Annotated in this window: 21 protein-coding genes; 11 read left to right on the top strand and 10 right to left on the bottom strand. The window is 70.4% G+C overall.

Annotated elements, in window-relative coordinates; genetic code table 11:
- Positions 1 to 60: 60 nt before the first annotated feature.
- A complete protein-coding gene (locus LUX31_RS01460) occupies positions 61 to 1,719 on the bottom strand; it encodes a hypothetical protein (RefSeq protein WP_235472680.1) in 1,659 nt (552 codons plus the stop codon).
- A gap of 210 nt (positions 1,720 to 1,929) precedes the next feature.
- On the opposite strand from LUX31_RS01460, the gene LUX31_RS01465 reads away from it, so the two are divergent.
- From LUX31_RS01465 to LUX31_RS01485, 6 genes are all read left to right on the top strand, one after another.
- A complete protein-coding gene (locus LUX31_RS01465; RefSeq protein WP_235472681.1) occupies positions 1,930 to 2,742 on the top strand; it encodes an SAM-dependent methyltransferase in 813 nt (270 codons plus the stop codon).
- A gap of 87 nt (positions 2,743 to 2,829) precedes the next feature.
- Entirely contained in the window at positions 2,830 to 3,201 is a 372-nt protein-coding gene (locus LUX31_RS01470) for a DUF6479 family protein (protein WP_235472682.1), read from the top strand.
- Positions 3,202 to 3,426: 225 nt separating this feature from the next.
- Positions 3,427 to 3,618 carry a putative ATP-grasp-modified RiPP gene (gene tgmA, locus LUX31_RS01475; protein ID WP_235472683.1) on the top strand — a complete coding sequence of 64 codons (192 nt, stop codon included), beginning with the start codon at positions 3,427 to 3,429 and terminating at the stop codon, positions 3,616 to 3,618.
- A gap of 16 nt (positions 3,619 to 3,634) precedes the next feature.
- A complete protein-coding gene (gene tgmB / locus LUX31_RS01480; RefSeq protein ID WP_235472684.1) occupies positions 3,635 to 4,627 on the top strand; it encodes an ATP-grasp ribosomal peptide maturase in 993 nt (330 codons plus the stop codon).
- A 62-nt stretch (positions 4,628 to 4,689) separates the two neighbouring features.
- Entirely contained in the window at positions 4,690 to 4,824 is a 135-nt protein-coding gene (locus LUX31_RS37410; protein ID WP_268828104.1) for a hypothetical protein, read from the top strand.
- Positions 4,825 to 4,985: 161 nt separating this feature from the next.
- Positions 4,986 to 6,173, top strand: a complete 1,188-nt coding sequence (locus LUX31_RS01485) for a S1 family peptidase (RefSeq protein ID WP_235472685.1) — start codon at positions 4,986 to 4,988, stop codon at positions 6,171 to 6,173.
- An 88-nt stretch (positions 6,174 to 6,261) separates the two neighbouring features.
- Here LUX31_RS01485 and LUX31_RS01490 read toward each other — a convergent pair whose 3' ends face one another.
- Together LUX31_RS01490 and LUX31_RS01495 are read right to left on the bottom strand one after the other, a co-directional pair.
- Positions 6,262 to 8,691, bottom strand: coding sequence for a GH92 family glycosyl hydrolase (locus LUX31_RS01490; protein WP_235472686.1), 2,430 nt, complete (start codon positions 8,689 to 8,691; stop codon positions 6,262 to 6,264).
- Positions 8,692 to 9,624: 933 nt separating this feature from the next.
- On the bottom strand, positions 9,625 to 10,473 hold the full coding sequence (locus LUX31_RS01495; RefSeq protein ID WP_235472687.1) for an oxygenase MpaB family protein: 849 nt from the start codon (positions 10,471 to 10,473) through the stop codon (positions 9,625 to 9,627).
- Between the two features lie 191 nt (positions 10,474 to 10,664).
- Here LUX31_RS01495 and LUX31_RS01500 point away from each other — a divergent pair, with 191 nt between their 5' ends.
- Positions 10,665 to 12,239 (top strand): serine/threonine-protein kinase, encoded by a 1,575-nt coding sequence (locus LUX31_RS01500; protein WP_235472688.1) that lies wholly within the window; start codon positions 10,665 to 10,667, stop codon positions 12,237 to 12,239.
- Between the two features lie 85 nt (positions 12,240 to 12,324).
- A complete protein-coding gene (gene rpmF / locus LUX31_RS01505) occupies positions 12,325 to 12,489 on the top strand; it encodes a 50S ribosomal protein L32 (protein WP_235472689.1) in 165 nt (54 codons plus the stop codon).
- 9 nt (positions 12,490 to 12,498) lie between these two features.
- Here the strand turns inward: rpmF and LUX31_RS01510 are convergent, their stop codons facing one another.
- On the bottom strand, positions 12,499 to 13,218 hold the full coding sequence (locus tag LUX31_RS01510) for a TIGR03943 family putative permease subunit (protein WP_235472690.1): 720 nt from the start codon (positions 13,216 to 13,218) through the stop codon (positions 12,499 to 12,501).
- On the bottom strand, positions 13,215 to 14,249 hold the full coding sequence (locus LUX31_RS01515) for a permease (RefSeq protein WP_235472691.1): 1,035 nt from the start codon (positions 14,247 to 14,249) through the stop codon (positions 13,215 to 13,217). The genes LUX31_RS01510 and LUX31_RS01515 overlap by 4 nt, the downstream gene beginning before the upstream one ends.
- A gap of 120 nt (positions 14,250 to 14,369) precedes the next feature.
- Here LUX31_RS01515 and LUX31_RS01520 point away from each other — a divergent pair, with 120 nt between their 5' ends.
- From LUX31_RS01520 to LUX31_RS01530, 3 genes are all read left to right on the top strand, one after another.
- Positions 14,370 to 14,783, top strand: coding sequence for a TOBE domain-containing protein (locus tag LUX31_RS01520; protein WP_235472692.1), 414 nt, complete (start codon positions 14,370 to 14,372; stop codon positions 14,781 to 14,783).
- A gap of 61 nt (positions 14,784 to 14,844) precedes the next feature.
- Positions 14,845 to 15,972: a serine hydrolase domain-containing protein gene (locus LUX31_RS01525; protein WP_235472693.1), complete on the top strand. Its 1,128-nt coding sequence runs from the start codon at positions 14,845 to 14,847 to the stop codon at positions 15,970 to 15,972.
- 17 nt (positions 15,973 to 15,989) lie between these two features.
- Positions 15,990 to 16,643 (top strand): nucleoside/nucleotide kinase family protein, encoded by a 654-nt coding sequence (locus LUX31_RS01530; protein WP_235472694.1) that lies wholly within the window; start codon positions 15,990 to 15,992, stop codon positions 16,641 to 16,643.
- Between the two features lie 80 nt (positions 16,644 to 16,723).
- Here the strand turns inward: LUX31_RS01530 and LUX31_RS01535 are convergent, their stop codons facing one another.
- The 5 genes from LUX31_RS01535 to LUX31_RS01555 all read right to left on the bottom strand — a co-directional run bounded on the left by LUX31_RS01535 (position 16,724) and on the right by LUX31_RS01555 (position 23,596).
- The gene (locus LUX31_RS01535) at positions 16,724 to 18,562 is read right to left on the bottom strand and encodes a hypothetical protein (RefSeq protein ID WP_235472695.1); all 1,839 of its coding nucleotides are present in this window, start codon (positions 18,560 to 18,562) and stop codon (positions 16,724 to 16,726) included.
- A 56-nt stretch (positions 18,563 to 18,618) separates the two neighbouring features.
- Positions 18,619 to 20,337 (bottom strand): hypothetical protein, encoded by a 1,719-nt coding sequence (locus tag LUX31_RS01540; RefSeq protein ID WP_235472696.1) that lies wholly within the window; start codon positions 20,335 to 20,337, stop codon positions 18,619 to 18,621.
- Positions 20,338 to 20,339: 2 nt separating this feature from the next.
- Positions 20,340 to 21,242, bottom strand: coding sequence for a carbohydrate ABC transporter permease (locus LUX31_RS01545; protein ID WP_235472697.1), 903 nt, complete (start codon positions 21,240 to 21,242; stop codon positions 20,340 to 20,342).
- Entirely contained in the window at positions 21,239 to 22,150 is a 912-nt protein-coding gene (locus tag LUX31_RS01550) for a carbohydrate ABC transporter permease (protein ID WP_235472698.1), read from the bottom strand. The genes LUX31_RS01545 and LUX31_RS01550 overlap by 4 nt, the downstream gene beginning before the upstream one ends.
- Before the next feature lie 123 nt (positions 22,151 to 22,273).
- A complete protein-coding gene (locus LUX31_RS01555; protein ID WP_235472699.1) occupies positions 22,274 to 23,596 on the bottom strand; it encodes an extracellular solute-binding protein in 1,323 nt (440 codons plus the stop codon).
- Positions 23,597 to 23,822 lie beyond the last annotated feature (226 nt).

A 23,822-nucleotide genomic window follows, 5' to 3' on the forward strand; every position in this document is an offset into this window, starting at 1 on the left:
GCGCCCCAAAGGGGCGCGGGGAACTGCGCGACCAGCCCCCACCGGCCGGCAGGCGAACGTCTAGCAACATCCGACGTCCAGACGGCAAAAGCAGGACGCCTCGATCGGCACATCCGCCAAAGCAACCGCAATCTTCAACTGCTGAGCAACAATCCCCGCCTCCCCCACCCGCCCCAGCCGAACCAGACACTCATGGAACCCATGCAACGCCCACACGTTGCCGGGATGCTGCACCGCCCGCGGAAGCGTGTCATCGAGTCCAAGGTCGGCCCGATACACCGCCTCCGCCTCAGCAACCCGCGCCTGTTCGAGCAGCAGCGCCCCATACGCATGCCGAGTCGGCTGCATCCACCCCCACGGCTCGTCGTAGGGCAGGTTGTCGTCCAGCGAGATCGACCGCTCCAGCGAGGCGAAGGCCGCGTCGAAGTCGCCCTTCCGGTACGCCAGTTCACCGTCGAGCATGGCCGACGCGATGGCGAGGATGTCGGCGCAGGTGTTGTTGAACAGCATGCGGGTCTCCGGGACCCGCATGACCGCCGCACGGAACAGCTCGCGCTCCGCCTCGGCCTCCACGACACGGCCGGTGGCGGAGAGGGCGACCCCTCGGGCGTACCGGATCATCGCCGTCGTCACGCAGTACAGCGACGGGTCGGCGGGCAGCGGCAGTTCGAGGATGTCCGACCAGCGGCCGAAGCGGATCAGCACATGGACCCGCATGGCGAGGAAGCCCTCCAGCCAGTCGGCCATGGGCGGGCTCTGCACCCGAAGCAGTTCCTCCGGGATGGATGCCTCCAGCTGTGCGGCGGCCTCCAGCGCGGTCCTGGACTGTCCCAGGAACATCGCGCCGTAGATCTTGAAGTGGTGGTTGTGCGACCGGTAGAGGGTGTAGAAGTTCATCGCGCCGGACCGCGCGCGGAACTTCTCGTCGGCGACGATCGCCGTGCTGTTGTCCGCGACCACGCGCCGGTAGTCGCCGCAGAGCACGTCGAGGTGGGTGGGCATGTGCTGGAGATGGCCGGCGTCGGGGACGAGGCCGCGCAGCCGGTCGGCGGCGGGCAGGGCGGTCTCCGGGGCGGCTGACATCTCCATCAGGTGGATGTAGAGGTGCAGGAGGCCCGGGTGGCGTGAGCCGGCGTCGGTCTCGATCGCCCGCTCCAGGACGGCCTTCGCGGCGAGGGTGCGCGAGCCCTCGGTGGGCTCGCCGGTGCGTACGTCCCACAGCTGCCAGGGGGTCAGGTTCATCAGCGCGTCGGCGTACAGGGTGGCGACGTCGAGGTCGTCGGGGGCGAGTTCGTACGCCGTGCGCATGCTGTCGGCGTAGGGCTCGTTCCACACCGAGCAGTCCTCGACGGCCTCCGCCTGCGGATAGCGGGCCCGCAGGGCGCCGATCAGGGCCTGTTCGACGGGTGTGGCACCGGCCGCCTTGCGCTGGGCGAGTTCGACGGCGGCGTGGGTGCGGGCGACGGTCGCTGCGAGGTCCTCGCCGTCGAAGAACTCCCAGGGCTTGTTGTAGTTCGGGCCGAGGGCGTACGCGATGCCCCAGTGGGCCATGGCGCAGTCGGGGTCGGCAGCGGCGGCGGCCTCGAAGCAGGCGACGGCCTCCTCGTGGTGGAAGCCGTACGTCCACACCAGGCCCCGGTCGAACCACTTCTGGGCCTCGGCGGACGTCGTCGTCACAGTCCGCCCATGGGTGCCGAGGTCGTAGTCGTAGTGATCCATCCGTGTTCTCCCGGTCTCCCGCTCCGCTGGGGCCTGTCCGGCGAGACTAGAGCCCGGCCGCCGGCCGCGGCAGCACGCGTTCCCGCCGCCTCCCGCCCTGGCCTCCCAGAGTCCGGTCATAAGATCACCCTCGTAGGCGCGAACGATGTTGACGGCCGGGGTGTGTGTCAACGTCCGTGCGGGGTGCGGGAAGTGACGAGAGGAATCGGCGTGAGCGAGCAGGGCAGCACGTCAGAGGGACGCGGCCGGCTGGACACCTCGGTGGCCCACAACGCCAGGGTGTGGAACTACTGGATCGGCGGCAAGGACAACTACGTCGTCGACCAGGGGGTCGGTGACCACATCGACGCCATGTTCCCGCTGATCCGCAGCGTGGCCCGCGCGGACCGCGCCTTCCTCGGGCGGGCCGTGCGCTTCCTGGTCACCGAGCGGGGGGTACGCCAGTTCCTGGACATCGGGACAGGACTGCCGACGGTGGACAACACCCATGAGATCGCCCAGCGCATCGCGCCCGAGTCACGGATCGTGTACGTCGACAACGACCCGATCGTGCTCGCCCACGCCCGTACGCTGCTGACCGGCACACGTGAGGGGGCCACGGACTACATCGACGCGGACGTCCACCACCCCGACGCCATCGTCACCAGGGCCGCGGAGACCCTCGACTTCGAACGGCCCGTCGCCGTGATGATGCTCGGCATCCTGAACTTCGTGCTCGACACCGCCAAGGCGCAGGACATCGTGCGCAAGGTCATGGCGTCGGTGCCCTCGGGCAGCTATCTGGTGCTGACGCATCCGACGACCGACTCGGATCTCGGCGGTGAGGGAAACGTCGAGGCGATGAAGTTCTGGAACGAGAACGCCACCCCGCCGATCACCGCACGTCCCCGCGCCGAGGTCGCCGCATTCTTCGACGGCCTGGATCTTCTCGACCCCGGGCTCGTCTCCTGTGCGCAGTGGCGTACGGAGAGCGACTCCGCCGCTACTCTTCCGCAATTCGGTGCGGTCGCCCTGAAGCCCTGACCGCACAAAGAAGGGACAAGAGCCGGACAGCGATTTCTCAGGATCATTTCAGGCGCGCATTCATATGCCGTCGGCGATAATTGGCACATGAGTACGGCAACGTCTGAGCTACTGGCCGCGTCGAGCGATCTACTCAACGTAACGGCCGCATTTATCGCGGGCCTGTTCATCGCTGGTGCACTGATCTGGGCCTTCTGGTTCGGCATGCGGGTACGGGACCGGGAATCCGCCCGGCCCCGCCCCGACGAACAACCCACACTCCCGCCCTCCGGTCCCGTTCACGAGGTCCGCGAGATGAGGGAGCCCGACGAAATGCCGCGCGCGGCGGCCGAGCGGGAACGGCTCATGCCGTACGAACTCCACCCCGCGTCGACGAAACGACGCAAGGACCAGCAGCGGGGGCGCTGGGACCCCGGTTCCAGCGGCTCCTTCGGCAGTGGTGGTCTGGGACGCCACTGATCCCCCTCCGATCCCTCTGATCCCACCGCGCTCAGGCCCCGCGACCTGCGGAGCGTGGTGTGCGGACTACGGAGAGCTGTCCGGACGCGGTTGTACACAACGTGAGGCAACCATTCACTCGTTCGATTCGTATAACTCCTTGGAGGCGGGGCACGGGGGACGGGACGGTAATCCCGGAGTGCCAGCGTCCACTTGACCGACGTCGTCGCCGATCGAGGAGAAGCGATGCAGCTGTTCGTTCTGAACTACGCGCGCCCGACTGAGCAGTTGGAGGTGAGCGCTCCGTACAGCTATGACTGCGCACTGCAGTTGAATGTGCTTCCGGGCGGGCGGATAGCGGCTCATGACCATGCTGTGATGCGTGAATTCGGGGCCACTACGTCGACCGCCGGTTCCAAGACACACTTCGACGACTGAACATGGATCTGACGCGATGACGGTCCTGGTTCTGACGTCCGAACAGGATGTGACGGCGGATCTCGTGGTGGCCCGGCTGAACAGCACCGGTATTCCCGTGGTCCGGCTCGATCCCGCCGATCTGCCCGGCGATGTCGCCCTGTCCGGCGAGTATGTGCACGGCGCTTTTCGTGGGCATCTGTCCGTCGGCGGGCGGCTCGTCAGCATGGGCGGGCTGCGGTCCGTGTGGGTGCGCAGGCCGGGGGTTCCGGGGGCGCGGGCCGCCGAGCCGTCCGGCTGGCTCACCGAGGAGGCCTCGCAGGCCTTCTACGGCATGCTCCGGGGTACGGGCGCGCGCTGGATGAACCATCCCGACGCTGCCGGCCGGGCCCGTCACAAGCCCTGGCAGCTGCATCTGGCCCAGCGCAGTCGGCTCCCCGTCCCGGCGACGCTGATCACGACGTTCCCGCAGGCCGCCCGTGACTTCGCGCAGCGTTTTCCCGACCTGGTCGTCAAGCCCGTCTCCGGGTCGCATCCGCAGGAGCCGCCCAGGGTGGTGCCGACGAGCCGGGTGGCACCGGATGTCGACTTCACCGCCGTGGCCTTCGGGCCGACCCTGCTGCAACGCCGGGTCGACAAGCGGGCCGACATCCGTCTGACGGCGGTGGGCGACCGGATCCTCGCCGCCCGCAAGGCCGTCGCATCGGACGCGCATCCCGACGACGTCGACGTGCGTTTCGCTCCCTCGGACGAGCCCTGGCGCCCGGTCGAGGTGTCACCACGTATCACCGAGGCTGTACACCGGTATCTGCGGGAGGCCGAACTCGCCTACGGGGCCTTCGACTTCGCCGAGGACGCCGACGGCATCTGGTGGTTCCTCGAATGCAACCAGTCGGGCCAGTTCGGCTTCGTCGAGATGGACACCGGGCAGCCGATCGCCCGCTCCGTCGCCGACTGGCTGGCCGGGGAAGGGCCCGACGGACAGCCGCATCCGAATGGCCCGCAGGGGTCCGTGCGTACGGCCCCCTGAAAAGGCCGTCGCTGCCCGAAAAGGGCCGTCGCCCTCAACATGCCACCCCCTACCGTGGGTTCATGGACTTCAGCGTGGTCGCCGCGGCCCGTGAGGACGGCGGTCCGGTCGACGAGCCGGTGCGGGTCGGGGTGGCGGCCACCGCCGGTGATCCGGCGGGCGAGGGCACGCTCACGGCTCTGGCGGACCTCGTCTGATCGCTCGTCGGTCCTGCCGCCCGGGGGACATCACAGCGACGCCAATTGGTATGGACCTGCCAAGGGTCAGCCGCTAGGCTCTGGCCAGCCACACGTGTGAGAGCGCTCTCAGAGTACCGCCGTTCCACCCCACCTTGCTGGAACAACGAAGGGCAACTCCCTTGAGACGCAGGACGATCACGCGCGCCTCCCTGGCCGCGACACTGCTCATGCTCGGCACCTTCACCACGACGGGCGTCCTGCCCGCAGCCGCCGACTCCTCCCCCACCGCCAAGACGACCACCACATCCGCCTCCTCCGCCGAGGCACCGGCCTCGGCCGGACTTCTCGCCGCCATGCAGCGCGACTTCGGGCTGACGAAGCCGCAGGCCGAGGCGCGCCTCGCCGCGGAGAAGACGGCGACGGCCGCCGAGCCGAAGGCCCGCCAGGCCGCAGGTGCCTCCTACGGCGGCGCCTGGTTCGACGCCGACAGCGGCCGACTGTCCGTCGCCGTCACCGCGGACGCCTCCCCCGCCACCCTCAGCGCCGTCCGGGCCACCGGCGCGACCGTCCGCACCGCGGCCCACAGCGCCCGGCAGCTCGACGCCACGCGGGCCCGCCTCGACAAGCTGGACGCGCCCGACGGAGTCAGCGGCTGGCACGTCGACCCGAAGGGCAGCGCGGTCGTCGTGACCGTCGTCGCCGACCGACAGGGCGACAACGATGTCGAACAGTTCCTCGACCGGGCCCGTGCCACGGGCCCCGTCACGGTCGAGAAGACCGCCTCCGCCCCGAGCACCTTCGCCGCCGGAACCGTCGGCGGCGACCCGTACTACACGGGCAACGTCCGCTGTTCCATAGGGTTTTCGGTGCACGGCGGATTCGTGACCGCCGGGCACTGCGGCAGCGCCGGCGCCGGGGTCAGCGGCTGGGACCGGTCCTACATCGGCAACTTCCAGGGCTCCTCGTTCCCCGGCAACGACTACGCCTGGGTCAACGTGGGCAGCGGCTGGTGGACCGTGCCGGTCGTGCTCGGCTGGGGCACGATCCCCGACCGGCTCGTGCGCGGCTCGGCCGTGGCGCCCGTCGGCACCTCCATCTGCCGGTCGGGGTCGACCACGCACTGGCACTGCGGGACGGTGCAGGGCCTCAACGAGACCGTCAACTACAGCCAGGGCGCGGTCTATCAGATGACCAAGACGAGCGTCTGCGCCGAACCGGGCGACTCCGGCGGCTCGTTCATCAGCGGCGACCAGGCCCAGGGCGTCACCTCCGGCGGCTGGGGCAACTGCACCAGCGGGGGCCAGACCTGGTTCCAGCCCATCAACGAGATCCTCAGCCGGTACGGCCTGACCCTGCACACAGCATGAACCAGCGCCTCCTGATCCAGGTGCCCTGAACTCCCCTGTTGGCGGCACGCGGAGCGTACGCGTGCCGCCGACAGGCTTGTCCGCAGGGTCAGTTCGGCAGGTCCGCCGGGTCGGTCGCCCACCCGGTGTCCGACTGCTCGGAGAGACCGAAGGCGAGCGTGCCGCCCCGCAGGGTCAGACCGGGTCCGACCCAAGACCTGCCCTCCGTACGGCCGTTGAGGCGTACGGCATCGACGTACACGTGCGTGGCGTCGGCCTCGGGCGCGCTGATCCTGATGTCGGTACGGCCCGGACGGTCCAGCACTGCGGAGGTGAAGACCGGGGTGCCCAGCAGCAGGTTCGCGCTGCCCGGGGTCTGTGGGTACAGCCCCAGCGCGGAGAAGACGTACCAGGCGGACATGGTGCCGAGGTCGTCATTGCCGGGCAGGCCCGAGGGCCCGGTGCCGTACACGGTGTTCAGGATCTGGCGTACGGTCGCCTGGGTCTTCCAGGGCTGTCCCAGGGCGTTGTAGAGCCAAGGGGCGTGGATTCCGGGCTCGTTGGTGGGGTCGTAGCGCAGCGCGTCACCGCCTCGGACGGACCACGACCCGTCCGGATTGTGGAAGAAGCCGTCGAGGCGGGCGGCGGCCTGTTCGCGTCCGCCCATCGCGGTGGCCAGGCCCTGGACGTCCTGGGGCACCATCCAGGTGTAGGTGGCGCTCGTGCCCTGGGCGAAGCCGCGGTCGCTGCCGGGGCTGAAGGGGGTCACCCAGGAGCCGTCGAGGTTGCGGGCCTGGATGTAGCCGCCGGTGGCGGTGGCGTTCGGGTTGAAGACGTTGCGCCAGTAGGCGCCGCGCTCGGCGAGGGCCGCGGCCTCGGTGTCCCGGCCGAGCAGCTTGGCCCACCGGGCGAGCGCGTCGTCGGCGACGGCGTCCTCCAGGGTCTCGGCGGCGCCGCCCCAGCAGTGGCACACGTCCTGGGCGGCGTAGTGCGAGGTCAAGTACTGGGCGAGGTTGGGGCGTTGGCCGACGCACTGGCCCGGACAGCCGGCGTCCAGGAGGCCGTCGGGATGGGGGACGGTGGCCTGCCGCAGGAGTGAGTCGAAGGCGCCCTCGTAGTCGAAGTTGCGTACTCCCATGGCGTAGAAGGTGGCCAGGGTCGCGGCCGACGGGTCGCCGGTCATGACATGGGTGGCGCCGCTGATGTGCACCCAGCGGTCCCAGACTCCGCCGTTCTGGCGGGCGAAGTTGTAGAGCGACTGGGCGAAGTCGCCCGCCACCGTGGGTTTCAGCAGGGCGAGCAGCTGTATCTGCGCCCGGTACTGGTCCCAGCCGGAGAAGTTGCTGTACTGGGCCCGCTGCCCGCGCGCCAGCCGGTGCACGGCGCCGTCCATGCCGTAGTAGCGGCCGTCGGTGTCGCTGATCAGGTTCGGCTGCATGAGGGCGTGGTAGAGCGCGGTGTAGAAGGCCGTACGGCGGGCCGGTTCACCGCTCTCGACACGTACGGTGGCCAGCTCCCGGTCCCAGGCCCGCGCGCCGGCCTCGGCCACGTCGGCGACGGTCGCCTGCGGCGGGATCTCCCGGCGGAGGTTGGTCTCGGCGCCCGCCTGGCTGACGTACGAGATGCCGATCCGCATCCGGACATCGTTGTCGGAGGACGTGTCGAAGCCGACCCAGCCGCCGGAGCCGCGTCCCGCGCGGTCGGCGCCGGTCGCGTATCCCTCGCCTCCGGAGTCCGTGGTCGAGCCGGGTGAGAGTGTGCTGTCGTGCCAGGTGCCGGTGGTAGCGAAGGCGCGGTCGAAGGAGGCGCTGAAGTACAGCTTGTAGTAGCTCTTGCGGTTGTTGACGCCGCCGTTGGCGCGCCGCCCGCAGAAGGCGCCGGTGAGCACCCAGCCGGTCACCTTGCGGTGGGCGGCGTCGATATCGATGTGCGCGTTCTCGCTGCCGTTGAGGGAGTTGGAGACCCGGAAGAGGAGGTTCGCGGGCTTGTCGCTCGGGAACGTGAAGTCGGCGACCCCGGCGCGCCGACTCACCGCCAGGTCGGCGCTCGCGCCCGACTTCAGACCGAGCGTGTAGCGCCCGGGCACGGCCTTCTCCTCCGCGTGCGAGAAGTCGGAGGCGTAGACGGCGTCCCTGGTGTCCGCCGAGGGCGAGGACGTGACGTCCCCGACGAACGGCATGATCGGTACGTCCCCTGCGGCGCCCGGGTTGCAGCCGGCACCGTTCACATGCGTGAGGCTCAGCCCACGGATACGGGTGACGCCGTACTGATAGCCGTTGGCCGCACCCGTGCTGGTCTGATCACCCGTCGTACTGGTCGGCGACCAGGCGATCATGCCGTACGGGAGGGTGGCACCGGGGTAGGTGTTGCCGCCGTTCGCGGAGCCGATCAGGGGATCCACGAGCGAGGACGGCCGCTCGGCGGCTGCCTGCACGGCGGTCGCCGGGGCGGGAACCGCCAGTGCAAGGGCGGTGGTTGTCAGCGCGGCGGCAAGTCGGTGTACCAACCGTCTTGCGCTGCACGGCCGTTGAGGGCGCATGGACACGGTCACCTTTCGGAGAGGGGCATTTGGGCATGGCGGTGCGGATGAGGGTGGCGCCTGAGGTTAGGAGGTCGCGCGGTGGGTGGGAAGTGACGTCGGCGACGGGGTGGTGAAGGGGAGGTGAATGGTGGGGAGTTGGGGATGCGGGGCGTTGGGGGCCGGGGTCCGTCAGGGCCGGGGGGCCGGGCCTTGGGGCCGAGGCCCGGAACCGAAGCCGGAGCCGGAACCGAGACCGGAACCGGGACCCGGACCGGGGCCGGACCCGGGACCCGGACCCGGGGCCGGACCCGGGGCCGGACCCGGGGCCGGGGCCGAGGCCGGACCCGGGGCCGGGGCCGAGGCCGGGGCCGAGGCCGGGGACAGGGCAGGGGACAGGGCCGAGGCCGGGGACAGGGCAGGGGACAGGGCCGAGGCCGGGGACAGGGCAGGGGACAGGGCAGGGGGGCCGGGGACAGGGGGCCGGGGACAGGGGGCCGGGGACAGGGACAGGGACAGGACCCGGACCGGGGCGGGACCCAAGCCGGAACCGAGGGCGGGGGCAGAACCGGGGCGGAACCGGAGCCGGAGGCAAGGCTCGGAGCCGGGACCGGAACCGGGACAGGGGGTCGGGGGCGAGGGCCAAGGCCCGGAGCCGAGACCCGGACCGAACCGGGACCCGACCGGAGCCGGAACTCGGACCGGAACCGGGTGCGGGGGTGGGACCCGAGCCGAGGCCCGGAGCCTGGGCCCGGACCCGAATCCGGACCCGAATCGGGACCGGGACCGGGACCGGGACCGGGACCGGGGTCCGGAGCCGGGACCGGGGTCCGGAGCCGGGACCGGGGTCCGGAGCCGGGACCGGGGTCCGGAGCCGGAGCCGGGGGGCGAGGGCCGAAGGCCCGTCAAACCTCGGGCCCCAGGGCCCGGGCCTCACGCCTCACGCCTCACGCCTCACGCCTCCAGCTTCCTGAGTTGTGCGTTGGTGTAGCGGGTTCGGCGTAGGCGCTCGGGGAGTGGGGTGCGGTAGTCGGGGAGTAGTCGCTGGGCGCGGAACGCGGTTTTCAGGAAGGCTCGGACGACGCGCTCTCGGCGGGGGCTCAGCCAGCCGATGCCGTGGAGGCGGCAGACTCGCTCGCCGGCGAGGTAGCGGGTCAGGTCTCGGCCGAACGGGCGTAAGGGGGACGGGAACCAGCGCTCGGCGAAGAAGTCCATCATCGCGGTCGCCACGCGGTGACCTGCCTCCGTCTGCTCGTACGGCCGGGAGTCGAACTTCGCGGCGAACTCGGTCATCGCGTTCCAGTCCTCGGGGAACGCCTCACCCGCCAAGGGGCCGGACTCTCGTTCCAGGAGGCGGAAGAGCGTTCGCGCCCAGTGGTGCCACGCCGTCTTCATGTTCTCGCTCGTGCCGGGCAGGCCCAGCGAGGTCTGCAGGCGGTCGCCGAACGTGGCCAGCAGGACCAGGGGATAGACGAAGTCGTCGACGTCGTCGAAGTTGCCGGGGAGGTGCGGGGTGCGGCGGGCGACGCCCAGGTGGATGCGGTTCAGGCGTTCGGCGGCCTTGCGGCCCGCCTCGCTGGACAGGCCGTCCACCATCCAGGCCGTCAGGAAGTCGTTGCCGTCCTGGAAGCGCCGGTGGGGCCGCGTCTCCAGCTTCGCGGTGTGGGCCAGGGTGGCGGACCCCATGCTCGGCTGCATCATGCGCATGGTGCCCGGATAGATCATCATCGCCAGGGCGAACTCCGGGACCCGGTGGCCGATGTAGAGCGAGATCATCCGCTCCCAGTCGGTCTCCGGGTCCATTCGGGCAAGCTCACGGTCCACCCATCTGTATCTTCGGTGCAAGGTCTCCGCCCTCCCCGTACAGAACGGCTCATGCCGTCAAACCCCTTTCATCACAAGGTAGTTGACCGGCCATGGAGCATGATGCGCTCCGCTATGCTCGACCCCTGCGAGCGAACGACGACCGACCGAACAGGAACGTGAGAGCGCACGTGACATCCGGAGACGGCGATCACCCATCGGCGACGCGTTCGGAACGCGCCTCGGGACACGGCTCAGCACGGCTGATCGCCGGTCGGTATCTGCTCCACGACATCCTCGGCAGGGGCGGTATGGGCACGGTCTGGCGTGCCCACGACCAGCTGCTCGACCGGCCGGTCGCCGCCAAGGAGTTGCACATCCTCACCCACGGCGACGAGGAGCACCGCATCCGCGTGCGCCGCGCCATCCGTGAGGCACGCGCGGTCGCCCGGGTGCCGCACCCCCATGTGGTCGGCGTCCATGACCTGGTCGAGGCCGAGGACCGGCTGTGGATCGTCATGGAACTCGTCAACGGGCCCTCACTGGCCCACCGGACCGCCGAGACCGGCCCTCTCACGCCGCAGCACACTGCCGCCCTGGGCCTCCAGCTGCTCGACGCGCTGGAGGCCGTGCACAACGCCGGCACCCTGCACCGGGACGTCAAGCCCGCCAACGTCCTGCTGCGCCCGGACGGCAGCGCGGTTCTCACCGACTTCGGCATCGCGGCCCTGGACGACGGCGAGTTCCTGACGACCACCGGCGAGCTGATCGGCTCCCTGGAGTTCATGGCGCCCGAGCGCGTCACGGGAGCGGAGGCCGGTCCCGCGTCCGACCTGTGGTCCCTGGGCGCGACCCTCGCCACGGTCTGCGGCGGGCAGTCCCCGTTCCGCAGACCGGCCGCGCCCGCGACGCTGCACGCGGTGGCGTACGAGGAACCCGTCCTGACGGAGCGGCTCGGCCCGCTGCGCCCGGTCGTCGAGGCGCTGCTGCGCAAGGCCCCGGCGGAGCGCCCTTCGGCAGCCGTCGTACGTTCCGCGCTGCAGCGGGTCGCGGCCGGGGAGACGTCGGAGATGTCCGCCGAGCCACTGCCCCCGGCGACCGTGCGCGCACTTCGGCCCTCGCACCCGACGGCCGACGCGGACACGGTGACCAGCGGGCAGGAGCGTCTCGTACCGGCCGGAACGACCGTGCCGACGGCACGGCACACCACATCGCTCAAGCCCCGGCAGGATCGGTCGTCCCGCTCGACGGGGCCGAAGCGGCTGCTGTGGGCGCTGGCCGGGACAACCGTACTGGCGGCGGGCGTCGTGGGCGGTCTCTTCCTCACCGGGACACTGCCGTTGACGGAGGGCCCGAAGACGACGACCGTCAATCAGGTCGTGCAGTCGGCGACCGGCTGGCAGCCGGTGACCGGAGTGGCCGTCCGGCGGGGAGACCAGGTCACCGTGCGGTTCGTCTCGGGAGCCTGGACGGTCGACCACCGGAACATCCCCAAGACCGGGCCGGCCGGCTACGACGCGGACACCGACGCACTGCTGGACGGCGCGAAGGACTGCAAGGTCAAGCCCGCGGCACCGTTCGGCACCCTGCTGGCCGTCCTCACGGGCACCAAGGACTTCCCCGTCCACACCGTCGGACGGAGGCTGACCTTCCGGGCGGCCGGGAACGGCACCCTGCAACTGGGCATCAACGACTCCGCCGGGGCCTGCTCCGAGGACAACCGGGGCGCGCTGACCGTGCAGGTGAGCGTCACGCACCAGCCCTGACGGACCGGTCGACGACACCAATATTGTTAATGGGATCCATTTTCATGTAGCGTCCTGTCTCGCTCACCGACCGAGGAGGACTCCCATGGCCGTTCCCAAGCGGAAGATGTCCCGCAGCAACACCCGGCACCGCCGCGCCCAGTGGAAGGCGGCCCCGACCCAGCTGGTCCAGGTCACCGTCGACGGGGTCGCGCACATGGTGCCGCAGCGCCTGGTCAAGGCGTACGAGCGCGGGCTCATCCAGCCTTGACCCGGCGTCTCAGCCGTTCCAGCTCTCGTCGTACGGGTCGCGCGGCGTCGGGACCGGCTTCGCCTCGGTGATGTCGAAGAACGGGATGATGCCGTTGTTCACCGGGTCCTTGGTCCGCTTGGCGGTGTAGGTGCCGGTGAGTTCGAGCCAGGTGTCCGGTTGGATGACCGGGGGGATCCGGCCGGTCAGGCCGACCTTGACCGGCTGGGCGTCGGCGGCGCAGCAGTTGAGGGCCATCCGGACGAGGTACGGGGTGCCCTTGCCGTCGAGCGCGACGAACCCGGTGATCGCGATCCGCCGGTCGCCGAGCGAGCGCCCGTGGTCGTAGGCCGCGCGGCCCGCGTAGTCGACGAGGCTGAGGCGTACGGGATCACCGGAGGGCAGCGGCGCGTAGGCGAGCGGCGCCTGGAGGGCCGTACCCGTGCGCAGGGCGCTGTAGGAGCCCAGGGCGGGCGGGGCGACCAGGATCAGCGCCAACAGGGGCAGGACCAGGAGCCAGGAGACGCGCGGTTCACGGTGGACGTGAACCTCCTTGCTGGGGCCGGTACTTGCACGCTTCCGCTCGTACCAGACCGTCGCCAGCGCGGCCACGATCAGGACCACTCCGGCGCCGACGACCAGTGGCTGGAGCCCTGCCTTGACGTACCGCAGGTAGAGGTCGGTGGTGCCGGCGTGCACCATCGCTCCGCCGACCAGGAACAGGACGACCGCCTGTGCCTGCCGGTTCACAGGAGCACCGCCCCGACGAGCACCGACGACGCCACGGCCATAACGAAGGTGGCCGGCGCGAAGCGGAGGGCGAAACCGCGGCCGAAGGTCGCCGTCTGCATGGCGAACAGCTTCAGATCGATCATCGGGCCGACCACCAGGAAGGCCAGCCGGGCCGTGAGCGAGAACTGGGTCAGCGACGCCGCGACGAACGCGTCCGCCTCCGAGCAGATCGACAGCAGCACCGCGAGGACGGCGAGCGCGAGGACCGACACCACGGGGTTGTCCGCCGCAAGGCCCAACCAGTGCTCCGGCACCACTGACTTCAGCGTGGCCGCGGCCATCGCGCCGACGACCAGGAAGCCGCCCGCGTGCATCACGTCGTGCCGTACGGAACTCCAGAACGCGGCGCCCTTGCCGAGGCCCTCGTCCGACGGATGAGCCAGCGGGCGCAGCCAGTCGGCGCGGCCGAGCCGCTGCCAGAGCCAGCCCATCGCGCAGGCGACCAGCAGACTCGCGACGAACCGGGCGACCACCATCTCCGGTCGGCCGGGGAACGCGATGGCGGTCGCGGTGAGCACGATCGGGTTGATCGCCGGGGCGGAGAGCAGGAACGCCAGCGCCGCCGCCGGGGCGACACCCCGCCGCACCAGCGCCCCCGCCACCGGCACGGACGCGCACTCGCAGCCGGGCAGCACCGCCCCGGCCATCCCCGCGACCGGCACCGCGAGCGCGGGACGGCTGGGCAGGGCGCGGGCGAAGAACGACGGCGGCACGAACACCGCGAGCAGCGCCGACAGCAGCACCCCGAGGACGAGAAAGGGCAGTGCCTGGACGACGACGGCGACGAACACCGTCATCCAGCTCTGCATCACCGGCGCGGACACCGCCCCGCGGATCGGCCCCTGCAGGGCGACCACCAGGATCAGCAGCATCGTCAGGACGAGCGGCGAGCTGAACTGCCAGCCCTGCTGCTCGCCGCCCGGATCCCCCTCCGGCGCCTCCGTGTCGCGGTGGTCGGCCCCGGGCGGGGCCGCTTTGGTGATGCTCACGGGCGAGGTACCTCCGGGCGTGGCCGTGCTCTGTGCGTGCGTTCCCTACCAGTTCAGTACGCCCGGACGGGCGCTGTTGCTCATTTTGCGAGACAGAGGAACGAGCTTAGGTTGGCGCGTATGCAGTCCTACACCATTGGTCAGGCCGCCCGTCTGCTGGGCGTGAGCCCCGACACCGCGAGGCGGTGGGCCGACGCGGGGCGGGTGAAGACCCACCGTGACGAGGGTGGGCGGCGGCTGATCGACGGACGGGATCTGGCCGCGTTCTCGACCGAGTTGGCGAGCGCGAGCTCCGGCGCGGGCAGCGGCCCCGGCGAGGAGGAACCGTCGTACACCTCCGCCCGTAACGCCTTCCCCGGCATCGTCACGGCCGTGAAGCTCGGCGATGTGGCGGCTCAGGTCGAGATCCAGGCGGGCCCGCACCGGCTGGTGTCGCTGCTGACCCGGGAAGCCGTGGAGGAACTCGGCCTCGAAGTCGGCGTGGAGGCCACGGCCCGCGTGAAGTCGACGAACGTACATATCGACCGCGCCTGATCCGGGGCACGCGACGCAATAATCGGTGGCCGTGTCCACCGGGCCTGGTTACGGTCGCGGCATGGTGGAGACATCCGGCACATCCGGCACGTGCACCGACCAGTTCGCCCCTGTCCGCGCGGCGCTGGAGGCATCGCTCGACGACAAGGACGTGGGCGCGTCCGTCGCGGTGTACCTCGACGGCGAGCCGGTGGTCGACCTGTGGGGCGGCCACCTCGACGAGGCCCGTACCGTCCCGTGGGAGCGCGACACGCTCACCAACACCTGGTCCACGACCAAGACGATGACGGCACTGTCCGCCCTGGTCCTCGCCGACCGGGGCGAGCTCGACCTGGACGCGCCGGTCGCCCGCTACTGGCCCGAGTTCGCCGCGAACGGCAAGGACGACGTCCGGGTACGGTATCTGCTGGGCCATACGGCGGGCCTGCCCACCTGGGACGAGCCGATGACGCTCGACGACCTGTACGACTGGCCGACCGCCACCTCCCGGCTCGCCGCCCAGGCCCCGGCCTGGAAGCCCGGCGTCGAGGGCGGCTATCACGCCGTCACCTACGGCCACCTGGTCGGCGAGGTGATCCGCCGGGTCACCGGTCGCACCCCGGGTGTCTTCTTCGCCGAGGAGATCGCCGGACCGCTGGGCGCCGACTTCCACATCGGACTGCCCGCCGAGCACGACCACCGCGTCGCGCCCGTGATCGCCCCGCCCGAGCGTGTCCTCGACCCGAACGCCGCCCTGCCTCGCGACCGCCCCGGCAACCCGCACCTCCCGCCCGCCACCGGCAACACGGAGGCCTGGCGGCGGGCCGAGATCCCCGCCGCGAACGGCCACGGCAACGCCCGCTCGGTCGCCGCCGTCCAGTCCGTCCTGTCCTGCGGCGGCACCGCACGAGGCGTACGGCTGCTGTCGGAGGCGGGCTGCGAACGCGCCCTGGAGGAACAGTTCCGCGGCACGGACAACACCCTGGGCGTGCCCATGCGCTGGGGCATGGGGTACGGCTTGCACAGCGGCCAACTCCCCAACCCCCGCACGTGTTTCTGGGGTGGCTGGGGCGGCTCGCTTGTCCTGGTCGACATGGACGCGCGCCTGACCGTGGCGTACGTCATGAACCGGATGCTCGACCCGGAAGGCCTCGGCGACGAACGCGCGTTCCTGATCCTGGCGGCGGCCTACGAAGGGCTGTCCGTGTAGGTGAGAGACTCGGCCGCGTGGCACGACCTCACTCCTCCCCCACCTTCGACGAACTCCTCGGCCGGGCCCGCGCGCTGGTCAGGGACGACCGGCGTGCCGTGCTCGGAATCGCCGGGAGCCCCGGCGCGGGCAAGACGACGCTCGCCGAGCGGCTCGTCCGGGCCTTGAACGGCGACGGCACACCCTGGGTCGCCCACGTCCCGATGGACGGATTCCATCTCGCCGACATCGAGTTGGACCGCCTGGGCCTGCGCGACCGCAAGGGCGCGCCGGACACCTTCGACTCGGCGGGGTACGCGGCGCTGCTGCAACGGCTGCGCACCGGGGGCGAGGACGGCATCGTCTACGCCCCGGGGTTCGAACGGGGCCTGGAGCAGCCGATCGCGGGCGCGATCCCGGTGTTCCCGTCGGCGCGGCTCGTCGTCACCGAGGGCAACTACCTACTCCTGTGGCCCCGGGTCCGCTCGCAACTGGACGAGGTGTGGTTCTGCGAGCTGGACGAGCAGGAGCGCCTGCACCGCCTCATCGCCCGCCACGAGGAGTTCGGCAAGACCCACGAGGAGGCGGTGGCGTGGGTCCTGCGCTCGGACCAGCCCAACGCGGAACTGGTAACGGCAACCCTTGCCCGAGCAGACCTGGTCGTACAGACAGACGGGGCTGCACCCACCTAGGGGCGCGGGGCTGTGTCTGATCTGCGGCTCCGCCGCGCGGGCGCGACCAGCCCCCACCGGCCCGCACCCGAAAGTCCCCCTCAGCAGCCCGAAACAGCCAGCTCCGGCTCACCGCGGGCATCGCCCGCCGCCTCGCCGATCACAGCCGTAAACCCGTCGGTGCGCACCCGCAGGCCGTCCGGCGTCGCCTCAAAGACGGGCGCGAACTCGGCGGCCCCGTCTCCGTACCGCACGGCGAAGACACTCAACCCCTCCGGTGCGCCGGGCGCCGCCTCGGCCTCCAGCGCCGTGGAGCTGACCAGGTGCCGCCAGCCGTCGTCAGGGTTGCCGTAACCGCGCGGGTCGGCCGCGAGGGCGAACGCCGCCTGCTCCTGGGTCACCTCGGCGCGGGCGTCGAAGTGCTCCACGCCCTCCGCCCCAGGGTGCGTCAGACGCAGAGGGCCCGCAGAGGCCACGGCACCGGTTTCCGCCGTACGGCGGACCCGGTCGCCGTCGTCCGTGGCGTACGGCAGACCGGCGAGCAAGTACGGTGCGCCGTCGAGGTGTTCGACGGCGACCGTGACCCACAGGGCCGTGCCGTCCGTGACGTACAGGGACCGGACATGGCGCAGGACGTGGTCACGGCCGACGACCGGCTTGGTGACCAGCTTGGCCGCGAGGCCGTCGGTGCGGACGTCCCGTACCCGGACCTCGCCCATCGGGCGACAGAGCAGGAAACCGTCCACGACCGGGCCGAAGCCGTGCTGACGGTTCACCGCCGCCGGGAGGTAGTACGTGCCCGCCGCCTCCACCAAGGACGGCGTCATCTTGCTGTCGAAGGCCACCGAGACCGTGCCCGCGCGGAGTTGGTGGCGCAGGGGTTCGGTCGACGGGGTGCGGTGCCAGGGGGTGGTGTCCTGGATCTGCCAGACCAGCATCCACGCGAAGTGGCCGTCGATGCCGCCGTCCGGCCTGGCCGCGTGGCGGGCCCAGCGGCTGTCGCCCCGGTAGCGGCCGAGGTCGGCGCCGATGCGGTGGCCGAAGTAGCGCAGGCCGAGGACCGATTCGAAGGCGGAGTGCTGTTCGCTGTACCGGGGGCCGCCGTTGTCGTAACCGCCGTTCGTCAGGCGGGCGTCGATGTAGCGGGCCAGTGCCTCGCCGTCCTCCGCGAAGATCTCCTCGCCGCTGATCCGGTGGGCCTGGGCGAGGAAAGAGAGGGAGATCGGGCCGTAGTTGTTGTCGTAGGCACCGCCGTGCTCGGGCGGCAGGGCCGCGCCCCGGTCGCCCACCCGGTGGGCGCGGATCTTGTCGACGTACAGCGAGATCGCGCGCGACCTGACCGACTGCCCTTCCTCGGAAGAGAGATGAGGAGCCAGCATCAGGCCGCCCACCACGCAGCCGATGGCCTGGTTGCCGGCCTCCTGCGGGTTGAAGAAGGTCGCCTCGGTCAGCCAGCGCCAGTAGCCGTGCGCCAACTCGACCAGTTCCGCGCGCTGTTCGTCGGCGACGAGCCCCTCGGCCGCGTCCAGGATGTTGACGGCCTGGAGCAGCGCCCACACCGTGCTCGGCCAGTCACCGATGGGGTGCGCGCCGGACTCCAGTACGTAACGGGCGTACGGGAGACCGGAGTTGCGGGTCCGCAGGTTGGGGTAGCCGGGGTTGTCCTCGGTGTAGACGCGCTCGCGGAGATGGAAGGCGAGGCTGCGGGCCACCGCCTCCGGCAGGCGTGGGTCCTTGCCGCGCTGCCAGGCCAGGGCCAGCAGCGAGGTGACGCCGAGGGAGGTGTCGCCGATGTCGTCGGTGGCGGCGGGGTGTTCGAGGTTGCCGTCGCGGGTGAGGCGAGTGAGCGCCTCACCCACGACGGCGGTCAGGACGGCGTCGTAGTCCGCCGGAGTCGCCGGCAGATCGTGCAACGCCCCTCGCTGGTACGGGAGATGCAATGCCCTCAGTCCTTCATGCCCGGGTGGCCATGGCGTGCTTCGTCGGAGTCACGGCGTCACACGACGGGTGCGGACCGGCGGGCGCGCAGTGCGACGGTCACAGTGTGCGGGCCGAGTCCGCCGATGTAGACGCGAATCCCGGTCGTCGCGTCGGTGCCGCCCACCACGGTGTAGTCCTGCCCCGGGTCGTAGCGCAGTACGTCGCTCCGGTCCGGCCCGGCGAGCGGTTCGCCTGCCTGAAGGCCGGCCTCGACGCGGATCTCGTCGTCCCCGACCCGGTAGGTCATGGGCCCGCTCGTCAGGCACCAGCGTCCGTCGCCGATCGGTACGGCGCCCTCTGGCACACCGCCCGGCCGGAAGGTCAGTTCGAGTGACCAGGGCACCGGTGGTCCGCTGATGTCGATGCGCAGGTCGGCGCCGTCCTCCCGCAGGTCCACCTCGACACGGGTCGTGTGGGAGACCCCGTCCTGAGGGCGGTCCGGGAAGGCCATCGAGGCGGAGAAGCGTCCGTCGTCCACCAGCCGGTAGACGCCGTCGTCCCGCCTCTCGTCCTTCGGGAGCGGCTGGTAGTAGGCGGCCGTGAGGGTCTGGGTGAGCCGGTAGCTGTTGTCGGCGGGCTGTTCCATGTCGGCGGCGCGGAACGGGCCCAGGTCGAAGAAGCCGCGCGAGAGACGGACCGCGTCGAGGACGGCGTCACCGGCGAACAGGCGCAGGAAGGTGGGGTTGCAGGCGAGGCCCGAGCGGATGCGCCGGTGCTCGGGCACGTCGGAGCCGCCGTACACCACCGTGTGCGCGGTGGCCGAGGCACGGGTGGCGAGGCGTGCGGTGGTGAGGTACCGGTCGCGCGGAAGTGCCTCCTCGGCCGGGGCCGGCAGGGCGCGGCACAGGTCCGGGGTGAGGAGGGTCTCGGCGAGCAGGTCGGGGTCGTCGATGCCGTCGGCGGCCGCCAGCCGCGCCACCCGGGCGAAGTCGCCCCGGCCGGTGCGGATCGCGAGCAGCCGGTAGTGCGGCAGGTAGGGCGCCAGCGGGAAGGGGTGCTTCTGGTCCTGCCTTCGCGAGTGGACGGTCTCCACCGTGCCGTCCGGCCTGATCAGGTCCAGGGTCGTGGCGAGATTGCGTTCGACGGCGTACAGCAGGTCGGCGCGGCCGAGGACCTCGGCCAGCAGGAGCAACGACGGGTTGGAGACGTGGGCCGCGTAGTTGGCACTGCGTTCCGAGTACAGGCCCTCCGCGTCGATGTCGACGCCCTCGGCGAGCCACTCCTCGACGCGGTCGAGCAGGCGGTCGTCCGGGAACGACCGGTGCAGCCGGGCCAGCGCCGCGGACAGCTCCCAGCGGTGGTTCGGGGTGTGCACCCCGCCGGTGAGGAGACTGCCGGTGGCTGCGTGGGCGATCTCGGCGAGCGCGGCCGTGACGTCGTCCAGTTCCGGGCCCGCGCCGGCGGCGAGGACGTGCGCGTCGCACACGTCGTTGACGGTGAAGCCGGAGTCCGGCGGCGACTGCACGTTGTCGCCGCCGGCGAAGAGGCCGGTGCCGGTCTGCGTGGCCCGCAGGGCGCGGAGGTGGGTCGCCGCGGCGGCGACGGCCTGTCCGCTGCCGTGCAGTGCCGAGTCCGGGGACCGGTAGGCCGCGATCAGGGTCTTCACCCGCCGCGCCAGACCACGGTGCGGCACACCGGCGGGTTCCTCGTCGGGGCGGCCCGCCAGCGGGGCGGCCAGCCGGTCGGCGGCGCGGGCCGCCGACCGGACGAACTCGTGGTCGAGCGGAGTGGGCAAGGTCAGTCCTTCAGGCCGGCGTTGATGTCGGCGTTCATGACGTACTTCTGGAACACCAGGAAGACGACGATCAGCGGGATCATGGAGATGACCGAACCGCCGAGCAGCACCGACCAGTTGATGTTCTGCGCCCCCACGAGGCTCTGGATACCGATCTGCACGGTGAACTTCTCGGGGTCGTTCAGCATCAGCAGCGGCCAGATGTAGTCGTTCCACCGCCACTGGAACGACAGGATGGCGAGCGTCAGCGCGATGGGCCGGGAGAGCGGGACCATGATCCTCAGGAAGATCGACAGCTCACGGGCGCCGTCGATGCGGGCGGCCTCGATGAGCTCGTCCGGGACCGTCAGGAAGAACTGGCGGAACATGAAGCACCCGGTCGCGGTGAGCAGGGCCGGGAGGATGATGCCCGCGAGCGAGTTGTAGAAGCCGAGGTCGCGGACCACCAGGAACAGCGGGGCGAGCATGACCTCGGCCGGCAGCATCGTGGTGGCCAGGATGCAGAGGAAGAAGGCCTTGAGCCATTTGTTGTCGTACTTGGCCAGCGCGTACCCGGTGCAGCAGCTGACTCCCACCGTGAGGATCGTCGCGATCACACACACGAGGGTCGTGTTGATGAAGTACTGGGCGAAGTTGGCGCTTGCCCACGCTTCCTTGTAACCCGACACGGTGGGGTCGTCCGGGAACACCGTCAGCGGAAGGGAGAACAGGTCCCCCGCCGGCTTGAAGGAGCTGAGGACGAACCACAGCACCGGAATCCCGTAGAGGCCCGCCAGGACCCACAGCAGTGTCGTCGCGGGAATCGCGCGCCGAAGCCCGCCGGTTGCCGAGCCGCGGGGCCTCTTCTTGGAGACGACCCGTACGGAGTCGGCGTCGACCTTGCGCGGCATGTCTGTGGTTGTCATCGGTTCTCCACCCGCCGGTTGACCATCATCTGGATGATCGCGACGCCCATCAGGATGAGCATGAGCACGAACGACGCGGCGCTCGCGTAGCCGATCTGGCCTGCCTTGAACCCCGTCTGGTAGATGTACTGGACAAGCAGGTTGTTCGACGTACCGGGTCCGCCGCTGTTGAGGGAGGCGAACACCGCGTATTCCTTCATCGCGTGGATCGTGTTGAGCAGGATGACGATGAAGGAGGTGGGCGCGATGCTCGGCAGTGTGATGCTGATGAACTGGCGCCACGGACCGGCGCCGTCGAGCGCGGCCGCCTCGTAGTACGACGTCGGCACGTTCTTGATCGCCGCGATGAACAGCAGCATCGAGAAGCCCGTCCAGGCCCAGGCCGCCGCCACCACGACCACGATCAGTGACAGGTCCGCGTTCGACTGCCACGGAACGGCACTTCCGCCGACCTTCTCGATGAGGTAGTTGACCAGTCCGAAGTTCTCACCGAACAGCCATCGCCACAGGACACCCACGATGATGGGCGACAGCAGCCACGGGATGAAGAAGAAGAGACGGGCGACCGACGCGCCCTTGGCGTGCTTGCTCACCACCACGTTGGCGATGAGCAGCGACAACACGAAGTTCAGCGGAACGAAGAGCACGGTGTACAGCAGCGTGCGGGTCGTCGCGTCGTAGAAGGTCGAGTCCCCGAGCAGCTTCTGGTAGTTGTCCAGTCCGACGAACTGGAACGCCCCTACGCCCGTGTAGTTCGTGAAGGAGTAAACGAGCCCGATCACCGCCGGCCAGACGAAGAACAGCGCGAAGAGCACGACGTTGGCCGCGATGAGGACGAGCGGCGCGAGGGTGTACTTACTGCGGCTCCTGGGCGGGCTCACGGACACGTCCGAGGCTCGTTTTGTCATCTTCCTGACTCCGTGCTGGTGGATTGGGTTGCGGTGGGCTCACGCCATGAGCCCGGCGTCACAGGGTCGTCCAGGGCCGGGCAGCGGTGTGTCGATCCCGCCGCCCGGCCCTGGGGCCTACGATCAGCCGCCGACCTGCTGGTTGTAGCCGGCCACGATGTTCTCCAGGGCCTCGTCGGCCGTCTGCTCGCCGTTGACCGCCTTGCCGATCTCAGCCTTGGTCGGGTCGTCGGTGAGGCTCTTGCCCTTCAGCACCCAGTTCGTCTGCGCGGAGTTGAAGTAGCCGGAGATCGGGGCGTAGAGCGGGATCGACTCGTTGTAGAGCTTGAACGCCGCCTGCGCCGCCTCGGACTTGAAGGGGTACGTCGGGTTCAGACCGGTCTCGACGGGCAGGAACCCGGACGCCTCGCACAGCGCCTGGTAGTGGGCCGGCTCGTACAGCCAGGACAGGAAGTCCGTCGCGGCCTTGGCCGCGTCCGCGTTGTTGTTGAAGCCCACCGTCATGCCGCCACTGTTGACGTCGCTGGCCTGCACCGGCTCGGCGGGGGTCGGGACGCTCGCCCACTCGAACTTCGTGATGCTCTCCGCGAAGGAGGCGACCTGCCACACGCCGGACCAGTAGGCGACGACGTCACCGCTCTGGAACATGGCCGACGGGTCGGCGCCGCTGGTCCACACCGACTTCGGGATGGTCTTGTCGTCGTTCCATCCGACGAAGGTGTTCACGGCCTTCTTGGTCGCGTCGTCCACCGAGAACTTGCCGGAGGAGTCCGCGTGGACGCCCTCCCCGCCGAACTCGTAGATCATGGCGCGCAGCCGGGACGCCGACTGGTCGAACGTCAGGGAGTACTTGGCCTTGGTCTTCTCACGGACCTCGTCCGCCGCCTTGATGAAGTCGGTCCAGGTCCAGGTCTTCGAGGGCGAGGTCGGGTAGGAGACGCCGGCCTTGTCGAAGAGCGACTTGTTGATGAACATGCCGGACGCGGTGACGTCCGAGGGGATGGACAGCACCTTCCCGGACGAGTCCTTGGCGACGAAGTTGGCGTTGATCTTGTTGGTCTTGTTGTTGGCGATGGAGCTGAGGTCGATCAGCTTGTTCGACCAGATCGGGTCCAGCGCCGGCACGGCCGCCACGTCGGGCAGCGAGTTCGCCTGCGCGGAGTTGCGCAGCTTCGTCGTGTAGCCGTCGTAGGGGATGTTGACGAGCTTGACCTTGACGCCGGTTTCCTTCTCGTACGCCGCCACCGACTTCTTCCAGCCCGCGTCCTGCCCCGGAACCGTGGAGATCCAGAACGTCAGCGACTTGGACGTACCGCCCGAGTCGGAGCCCCCTCCGCAGGCGGAGAGCAGCATGGCGCCTGCCGACGCGGCGGCAGCGAGGGGAACCAGGCGGCGCATACCGCCGCGGCCGAGTCGGCTGGAGCGCCGCACACCCACAGTGGTCATCTTCGATCCCTTTTTTTTCGGTAGGGGGCAGAGCACGGCGCCGACCGAGGCGGCACTGGTGCAGTTTGCAGGAAGGTTTGCTTTCCGGGGGGCGCGGCCTCGCCCGGCCGCGTCGTCCACGCGGGGCGGGATCCCCGGCCTGCTGGCCGTCACCGCACGGGCACGCCCACGTGCGGTTGCCGTACGTCGAGTACGGGCGGGAGGCTCACCCCAAGTCGGCGTCCCG

The sequence above is a fragment of the Streptomyces sp. GQFP genome, assembly GCF_021545335.1.
Lineage (GTDB): Bacteria > Actinomycetota > Actinomycetes > Streptomycetales > Streptomycetaceae > Streptomyces.

Bases quoted from the DNA above. Each gene is read 5' to 3' on its own strand.
- LUX31_RS01460 (WP_235472680.1), bottom strand. From the start codon at position 1,719: ATGGATCACTACGACTACGACCTCGGCACCCATGGGCGGACTGTGACG.
- LUX31_RS01470 (WP_235472682.1), top strand. From the start codon at position 2,830: ATGAGTACGGCAACGTCTGAGCTACTGGCCGCGTCGAGCGATCTACTC.
- tgmA (WP_235472683.1), top strand. From the start codon at position 3,427: ATGCAGCTGTTCGTTCTGAACTACGCGCGCCCGACTGAGCAGTTGGAG.
- tgmB (WP_235472684.1), top strand. From the start codon at position 3,635: ATGACGGTCCTGGTTCTGACGTCCGAACAGGATGTGACGGCGGATCTC.
- LUX31_RS37410 (WP_268828104.1), top strand. From the start codon at position 4,690: ATGGACTTCAGCGTGGTCGCCGCGGCCCGTGAGGACGGCGGTCCGGTC.
- LUX31_RS01490 (WP_235472686.1), bottom strand. From the start codon at position 8,691: ATGCGCCCTCAACGGCCGTGCAGCGCAAGACGGTTGGTACACCGACTT.
- LUX31_RS01495 (WP_235472687.1), bottom strand. From the start codon at position 10,473: ATGGACCCGGAGACCGACTGGGAGCGGATGATCTCGCTCTACATCGGC.
- rpmF (WP_235472689.1), top strand. From the start codon at position 12,325: ATGGCCGTTCCCAAGCGGAAGATGTCCCGCAGCAACACCCGGCACCGC.
- LUX31_RS01520 (WP_235472692.1), top strand. From the start codon at position 14,370: ATGCAGTCCTACACCATTGGTCAGGCCGCCCGTCTGCTGGGCGTGAGC.
- LUX31_RS01525 (WP_235472693.1), top strand. From the start codon at position 14,845: ATGGTGGAGACATCCGGCACATCCGGCACGTGCACCGACCAGTTCGCC.
- LUX31_RS01545 (WP_235472697.1), bottom strand. From the start codon at position 21,242: ATGACAACCACAGACATGCCGCGCAAGGTCGACGCCGACTCCGTACGG.
- LUX31_RS01550 (WP_235472698.1), bottom strand. From the start codon at position 22,150: ATGACAAAACGAGCCTCGGACGTGTCCGTGAGCCCGCCCAGGAGCCGC.
- LUX31_RS01555 (WP_235472699.1), bottom strand. From the start codon at position 23,596: ATGACCACTGTGGGTGTGCGGCGCTCCAGCCGACTCGGCCGCGGCGGT.